Source organism: Salinibacter sp., assembly GCF_036626415.1.
Taxonomy (GTDB): Bacteria; Bacteroidota; Rhodothermia; order Rhodothermales; family Salinibacteraceae; genus Salinibacter.
On the sequence record NZ_JAZKRW010000128.1, the window covers coordinates 1 to 8,119 of the forward strand.

Consider the following 8,119-nt stretch of genomic DNA (forward strand, 5'->3'; position numbering starts at 1 on the left):
GGGCACACGGCACCCCTACGAGCAACGCAACCAGACACGTCAGTGCAGCGACGCGACACGGACAGACGCAGCGTTGGCGGACGGAGCGCGAAGCAATGGCGGCAGCAAATGAATGCATATGGCGAGGGTCATCAGGTTCTTATCGCGATCCGTAGCAGTGCGCCATCCGCGTGGAGGGTCGTTTGGGATTGAAAGCGATCCGTCTCCGGTGGTGCCGGCTCGCAGGCACGTTTTTTAGGAGGCGATCAATCAAAAATCCAAAAATCCGGGCGTGTTCCCAGACCCACGAAGGGCCCAGGGAGTGGGGGCGTGGTGTTATGGAGGCGGGAGGACGGCTCCGGATCGTCGGCGGTGGTGTCCCGTTGCGTATCAGCCTGGAGTTCACCAGACCGGCAGCGGGAGCGCTCGCCGTCTGGGACTGCGATGCAAGGCGGGTGGGTGCCCGAGACGTACAGGCCGTTACGCCCGCGGTTGCCTCCGGTGCTCTCGCCCTGTAACGCCCGCCCCCCGGGCCCAACACAAGCGCCGTCGCGGGGACAGGTGCACACTCGTGCTCACAACGGAGACATTTTTCAGGGTCATGCAGCGTTTGAAGCGGATTGTGCAGTCCGTCCTCGGAGGACTGGTGGTGCTGATGTTCGTGTCGGCATCCCCCTTGGCTGCCCAGCCCTCAACTTCGACGTCGGAGGCCCCGACGAAGAGCGACTCGACTACGTCCTCGACGGAGCCGTACACCTCCTCTCGCAGCGTTGCCTACCACGTGTTGGCCGCGCCTGCATACCTCCTTCACGCCGCGAGCCGACCGCTGGGCTGGGGCGTCAAGTATCTTGAACGAGGATTCCCCGACCTCTTCGCGGGCCGCCGCCCGCCGCGCGGCGTCTTGCCCATCGTCGAGCTCGGCGGCCCGACCGGGTTTCTGGCCGGACTCGCCCTCTACGACAATCACCTGTTCGGAAGCGACCACTCGGCCCGAATCGAAGGCCTGTATGGGGGCCCCGATACGTTCGAGGGGGGGATCTCATACTCCATTCCAACTCCCATCGGACGGGGGTCCAGCTTCGACATCAAGGCCAACCTGAAGTCCGACCCTGAGAGTGAGTTCTACCTGGACGGCAACAACAGCGACCGGGATGCAGACGAGACCCTCTTCTCGCAAGATCAAGTGGACATTACGGCCGGATTCCGGACCGCCCCCCCAGACCGCGCGTTCCGCGGGCAGTTTGATCTCATGTACGAGCACGTGGAGACCGACGAGGAAGAACCTCAGCTGTCAAACGCTGCACCGCCCGGCCTCGGCACGGTCGACCTCCTGACGTCCCGGGTCATTTTCGGCTTGGATTACACCGGCGAGCCCCCCCGTGTCTCACGCGGCACCGAAGCCCTGCTTCAGCTCGATTACAGCCACGACCTCACGGGCGATCGCTTCCGGTATGGCCGCTACGTGGCGGAGGTGCGTCAGTACCTGCCCGTTGGCTTCTTCCCGGACTCCCGCCGCCTGGCGCTGCGGGGCCGGCTCGAACAGGTGGAGCCCCTCTTCGGCGGATCGGCGGTGCCGTTCTTCCAGCTGCCGGACCTGGGGGGGCAGAGCACCCTGCGCGGGTATCGGTCCCGACGGTTCCAAAACGATGGGTCGTTGGTCTTCAACGCCGAGTACCGGTACCCTCTCTGGTCGAACGTCGACGCGCTCGCCTTCGTCGACGCCGGACAGGTGTTCGATTCGTTTGCCGACGTGGCTGCCGACCGGTTTCAGTGGAGCTATGGCGGCGGCCTGCACCTTCTGAACCGAAAGGGCCTCAGTTTTCGGTTTGAGGTGGCCGGCAGTCGGGAGGGCATCCGAACCATCCTGACCGTGGATCCCAGTTTCCGACGCGTGGCCCGGTAGCCGCCGCGGCCCCCGCCTCTCGTGGTTGCACTTTGTTGTTGCACTGTTCGCCGACCGCCCGTTCGCTCCATGCGCATAGCAGGCCGCTCGCATTCCTTTCTCTCATCGATTCCTTTCGTCTGGGGAAGCCTGCTCGTCCTTCTCCTCGCGAGCGGGTGTGGAAGCAGCAAGCCCTACACCCTGGGTTCAATCCAGACGACGGACCCGGACACCCGTCCCACGGACCGCCCCGCGGAAACGCTCGAAAGCATGTACTGGGACCGGATCGACATGAGCGTTTTCCACCAGCTTGAAAAGCCCCTCAACCTGAACTGGACGGGGCGCAAGGTGGGCCGTGCACTGGGCGTGGCGGACGCCGACCAGGCCGACAACGTGAATGTCTTGGACGAGCCGCCCAACTCGAGCTGGTGGAAGCGGCGCCACTTCTACAGTGAGATGTCGCCCCGCGAACTCGCCATCGGCCCCAACGAGCGCGACACGACGGGGGTGGCCGCCGGGCCGTCTCAGGAGGGCCCCTGGACCGTCACGAGCGGCAAGTTTCAGGGGGCAGCCCGCGGCTTCGAAATCGAAGACCCCCGGGGCGATCGGTATCTGATTAAGCTGGACGGGCCCGAATGGCCTGAGCTCACGACCTCGGCGGAAGTGATCTCGACCAAGATCTTCTACGGGGCCGGGTACCATGTGCCCCAGAATACGATTACCCGCTTCGCTCCGGATCAGCTCCGCATTGCCGATGATGCGAGGGTCGACGGCCAGGACGGGCGCCGCCCCATGACCCGTGAAGACCTGCGGGCCCTCCTGAAGCCCTACGACCGGGGTCCGGACGGGACCATTCGGGGCCTCGCCAGCAAGTTCGTAGAAGGCGAGCCGCTCGGTCCCATCTTCTTTCAGGGGACGCGCGAGGGCGACGCCAACGACCGCGTGCGCCACGAGCAGCGGCGCGAGCTGCGGGGGCTGCGCGTGCTCTCTGCATGGCTCAACGATGCCGACCGGCGCCACGCCAACACGCTGGCGGTCTACACCGATGAGCAGTACGTGAAGCACTACCTGCTGGACATGGGATCGACGCTGGGGGCAAATGCCCAGCAGCCCCACCGGCCCATCTACGGCCAGGCCTACATCATCGACCAGCGCAAAATATTGACGGCCCTTCCGGCCCTCGGGGCGTACCGGTTTCCCTGGTGGCACTACGACTGGGAGACGCCCTACTCGGCCGTCGGCTATTTTCCCGCCGACGTGTTCACGCCGGGCGAGTGGGTGCCCACCTACCCCAACCCCGCGTTTGAGAAACTGACGGACCGCGACGGCTACTGGGGCGCCAAGCTGGTGATGAGCTTCAGCGACGAAGACATCGAGGCCATTGTCGAAACGGCGCAGATCAGCACCCCAGCCGCGGAGGCGCACCTGATCGACGTGCTTCAAAGGCGGCGAGACAAAGTCGGGCGATACTGGTTCGACCGGGTCAATCCACTGGACCGCTTCTCTGTGACCACGTCTGCCCCTGTGGCCGAGGCCGGATCGGGGCCCTCGTCCACGTCGCCACGTCTTCAGTTCGACGACCTGTCCGTGGAGGGAAACTTGGCGCGGGCCGAGGCTCGCACCTACGCGTACCGGATGCATCTCGGCGACACGCCCCTCGGGCCCCGCGACACCACGGCGTCCTCGCAACTTCCGCTGACGGTGGATGACACGGCCCTTGGGACCGTACTTGACGACCGCAATCGCTCAGATTCCGACGAGCGTGTTGTTCGCATTGACCTCCGAACCCGCCACGACGGCTCCACGAGCGATCCAACCCGTGTGTATGTTCACCTCCCCTCGTCCGGAGCGCCGCGGGTCGTGGGCCTGGAGCGAGAATAGCCCCCATTTGGAAGGGACCGAAGGGGGCACGCTGGTCGCCCCCGCACAGGGACAGTCGTCCTCTCTCCGGCGACGGGGCCGTCCGCCCGTCCGCACAAACCTATCCCGAGACCGATGCGTTAGGAAGAGGCGTCTGGTGTTTTTCCATAGCCTCTCCCTCCCTCTATGGGGCGCCTCCTGGGCTCACTGTTTGGGCTTCGCCGTGATGAGAGCACGCTGGCCTTCTGGATGGCCCTCTACCACGTGCTCCTGCTGGTGTCGCTGTATCTGTTGAAGCCAGTGCGCGACAGCCTCTTCCTCTCCTCTCGGGGCGCCGCCGAGCTGCCGTTCGTCTTTATTCTCACGACGGTCGTGGTGGTGCCCGTGGCCCTCCTCCACACCCGGGCGGGCGACCGGTTTCGCCTCGGCGCACTGATTGACGGCGGCTCTCTCCTGCTTGTCCTGAGCCTCGTGGGACTGCGGGGCCTGCTCGACGTGAGCGGCGAATGGTCTTCGTACGTCCTCTACGCGTGGGTCAGCATCTACGGGCTGCTGATCACGTCCCAGTTCTGGCTGATGGCGAACGCCCTGTTTGGCTCCTCGCAGTCCAAGCGCGTGTTCACCGTCCTGAGTGCGGGGGCCATCCTTGGGGCCATCGTGGGGGGAGAAGTGACGAGCCTCCTCGTGGACACCGCTGGAATGAACAGCGCAAACCTGCTGTGGGTGGCCAGTGGCGTGTTGTTCGTCGCCACCGTGCTCGCCCGCTGGATTCGGACCCAGCACGGCTCGCCCACGGGCCGCTCGCAGAAGTCCCCCGAGGAGACGGCCAAAAGTGAGGCGTCGGCCCTGTCGGTCATCCGCGACTCGCGCCACATCCAGTTGATCATCGGCATCCTCACGCTGATGGTGGTCGTGACGACGCTCGTGGACTACCAGTTTAAGACCGTGGCGGCCCGCGCCTACCCCACGGAGGCGGGCCTGACCTCCTTCATGGGGCAGTTTTACGGAGGCGTGAGTGTCATCGCACTGGTCGTGCAGTTTCTGCTTGCCCCACGACTGATGCGCGTGGTCGGGATCGGCGGAGCGCTCTCGGTCCTGCCCGGCATCCTGGCCCTCGGCAGCCTGGGCATGCTGGTCGTGCCCGGCCTGCTCGCGGGCATCTTCCTGCGCGGGTCCGGCCAGAGCCTGAAGCACTCGATCGACAAGACCGGACGAGAGCTTCTCTTCGTGCCCGTTCCGCTCCCAAAGAAAAAGCGGGTCAAGGTGTTCATCGACGTCTTTGTGGATCAGGGCGCGCAGGGGCTGGGCGGCGTGCTCCTCCTGGGACTGGTCACGAGCCTTGGGCTCAGCGTCCAGATGCTGAGTCTCGTCACCCTTGCCCTCATCGGGGTGTGGGGCGTGCTTGCGTACCGGGCCCGCCAGTCGTACGTCGACCAGTTCCGCACACGGCTGCGAGGCCAGGAAACGGGCTACGAGACGCCCGACGAGAACGACGATCCTGCTCCGGAGACCGAGGAGCTGCTCGACTCGCTCTGCAGTCGCGCCGAGGCGGACGCCCTCCAGGCGCTAAGCCAGCTCGAAGAAGGGTCGGGCCCCGTGCCCGTCGATGCGCTGCTGTGCCTGCTCGACCACCCGGCCCCCGCCGTTCGGGCCCAGACGCTCCGGGTGCTTCGGATCCGTAAGGTCGAGGAGGTGGGCACAGAGGTGGCCGAGGCCCTACGGGATCCGGACCCCGACGTGCAGGTGGAGGCGGCCCGCTACCTGTACTGCCAGAACACGGACCACCGCACAGAACGCCTGCAGCAGGGCCTCAAGCACGACGATCCGCGCGTGCAGGCCGCCATGGTCGGCCTCATCGCTTCGGAGGGCAACCCGGAAGAGTATCGGCTCGTGTCTGAGTCGCTCCTGCACCGCCTGGTGGGCCTCGACGATGAGCAGGGGGTACAGACTCGTACGCAGGTGGCTCGGCTCCTGGGCGTCCTCGACCGTCCCTACCGGAGTGAGCTGCTCCATCGTCTCCTGGAAGACGAGTCGGCCCAGGTCACCCGCGCGGCCCTCCAAGCCGCGGGCATGTCCGGCGACCGGTCGTTCGTTCACCCCCTGATCCGTTTCTTGGGCGACGACGCGTTCGAGGCCTCCGCCCGCGAGGCCCTCGCCGCCTTCGATCCGCCCATCTTGGGCACCCTGTACGACTACCTCGTCGACGCGCGCCTCGATGCTCAGACGCGCCGGCGCATCCCTCCCATTTTTGTGGAGCACTCCGGTGCGTTCGCCCTGTCGATTCTGGTCCGGGGGCTTCGAAAGGTGTGTGTGCCGGTGCGCCACGCCATCACCCGGGCCCTCAGCAAGCTGCATCAAAACGTGGCAGAGTCGTCCGACCCCGAGGTTTTGGACGCAGCAATCGAAGAGGAAGCCCGGCACTACGCCGCCCTCGGCCAGGTTCTTCACCTGCACGGAAGGGCTCCTGATCGTTCTCCCCTGGACCCGACACTGCTCCGTCTCTTCCGGCAGGAAGCTCTGGAGCGCATTTTTCGCCTTCTCGGCCTCCGGTACGACCAGCGCGACATTTACGACGCGTACTTGGGCATCACGAGCCCCGATCCGGCCCTTCAGGACAGCGCGATTGAGTTCGTCGACAACCTGGTCGACTACGACACGCGCCGCTTTCTCCTCCCGCTCCTGGAGGACACAGACTCCGACCGCATTGTGGAGGTGGGCGCCCAGTTCTTTGATCACGCAATACGGGACTGGGACGCGGCGACCCGCTATCTCCGCGCGGCAGATGATCCGCGGCTCACGGTTCTTTTGGAAGAGGGGGCCGACGCGGAGGTCGACACGATGCTGGAGCCTGAAGAAGTCCCCGACACGTCCGCAACGACGCCCACGCCGGCCTCCCAATCGTAACGACGGATGCCGCCCGGGGACAAAGGGTCCTCGCGCCCCCGGCACGACGGGGCCGGCCCCGCTCCGGGCCCCGAACAACAGCCGCCCCGGGTGCCTGATCCGGCTCCTTTCCCCTACGACGACACGGACCTGCCATGATCGAGCGCCTCCGCAAAGAGTTTTTTGACATCCGGCCCGGAGAATGGCCACTGGCACTGGGGCTGTCCACCTACTTCTTCCTCGTCATCGCCATCTTTTGGGTGCTCAAGCCCATCAAGCGCGGCCTCGTGATCAGCTACTTCGGGGACAACCCGATCCACCTCGCCGGCTGGGTCCTGTCGGGGGCGCAGGCGGAGCAGCTGGGGAAGGTGCTGAACATGGTCGTGGCGTTCGCCGTGGTGGGACTCTTCACGTGGCTCGTCCGGCGCTACGCCCGGCATCACCTGATCGTCATTTTTTGCGGGATATTTGGGGCCCTCTTTCTTCTCTTCGGGAGCGTGATCACCCAGATCGAGGCGCTGGGGGACACGGCCGTCTGGTCTTTCTACGTGACGGGCGACATCTGGACCACGGTCATGGTCGCCACCTTTTGGGCCTTCGCGAATGACTTGAACACGGGCGACGAGGCGGAGCGCCTGTACGGCATCGTGGGGCTAGGCGGTGTCGTGGGCGGCTTCGTCGGGGCGACGGTGGTGAGTGGCCTCGTGGAGCAGGCGGGCCGGTCGACCCTCGTGTTCGCCTGCATCCTCCCCACCGCCCTCATCGGCGCCCTGGCCGTCTGGATCCATCGGCGCGAGTGCGGGAAATGCGGGGAAGACCCCAAGGCGCCCTGCTGTCCAGACGACGAGGCCGTGCTCGAGGAGGAGCAGGAAAGCGTTTTTCTGGAAGGGGGCAAGCTCGTGGTGCAGTCCAAGTACCTGCTCAGCATTGCCGCCGTGCTGGGGCTCTACGAGATGGTCTCCAACATCGTCGACTTTCAGCTGGCCGTCCTCGTCGAGCAGCAGATTACGGACGGGGCAGAGCGAGATGCGTTCTTTGGCCTCGTGGGGCAGGCCACCAGCCTCGTGTCGATCGGGGTGCAGCTGTTTTTGACGTCGCTCGTGATGAAGCGATACAGCGTGAAGGTCGCCCTGCTGTTCCTGCCGCTCGCCATCCTCGGCGGCACCGTCGGCTTCGTCCTGCTCCCAAGCCTCATGTTCGTCGGGTTCATGTCCGTGAGCGACAACGCGCTCAACTACTCGATCAACCAGTCGGCCAAGGAGGCCCTTTATACCCCCACGACACAGGACGAAAAGTACAAGGCGAAGTCGTTCATCGACATGTTTGTGCAGCGGGCCGCCAAGGTGGCCTCGGTGGCCCTCAACCTGGGACTCACCGCGCTCGTGATTACGGACGCCCGCTGGCTGTCGCTGGCCGTCGCCGTCTTGCTCGGGGCCTGGATCTTCGTGATCCGCTTCCTGGGTCGCCAGTACGAGGCGCGCAAAGACGCCGACGAGCCCGCGTTCGTGGGGGCCT

General features: G+C 65.5%; 4 protein-coding genes. All 4 read left to right on the forward strand.

Annotated features, from left to right (window positions below; all coding sequences use genetic code 11):
- Positions 1-580: 580 nt before the first annotated feature.
- On the forward strand, positions 581-1,882 hold the full coding sequence (locus tag V5A20_RS11835; RefSeq protein ID WP_332316611.1) for a BamA/TamA family outer membrane protein: 1,302 nt from the start codon (positions 581-583) through the stop codon (positions 1,880-1,882).
- A 69-nt stretch (positions 1,883-1,951) separates the two neighbouring features.
- Complete coding sequence (locus V5A20_RS11840; RefSeq protein WP_332316612.1) at positions 1,952-3,742, forward strand: hypothetical protein; 1,791 nt, start codon at positions 1,952-1,954, stop codon at positions 3,740-3,742.
- 165 nt (positions 3,743-3,907) lie between these two features.
- A complete protein-coding gene (locus V5A20_RS11845; RefSeq protein WP_332316613.1) occupies positions 3,908-6,625 on the forward strand; it encodes an Npt1/Npt2 family nucleotide transporter in 2,718 nt (905 codons plus the stop codon).
- Between the two features lie 134 nt (positions 6,626-6,759).
- Positions 6,760-8,119 (forward strand): NTP/NDP exchange transporter (locus V5A20_RS11850; RefSeq protein ID WP_332316614.1); only part of this gene is annotated, 1,360 nt, incomplete at its 3' end.

What these genes read in the sequence shown, in the direction of transcription:
- V5A20_RS11835 (WP_332316611.1), top strand. Translation starts at nt 581, where the DNA reads ATGCAGCGTTTGAAGCGGATTGTGCAGTCCGTCCTCGGAGGACTGGTG.
- V5A20_RS11840 (WP_332316612.1), top strand. Translation starts at nt 1,952, where the DNA reads ATGCGCATAGCAGGCCGCTCGCATTCCTTTCTCTCATCGATTCCTTTC.
- V5A20_RS11845 (WP_332316613.1), top strand. Translation starts at nt 3,908, where the DNA reads ATGGGGCGCCTCCTGGGCTCACTGTTTGGGCTTCGCCGTGATGAGAGC.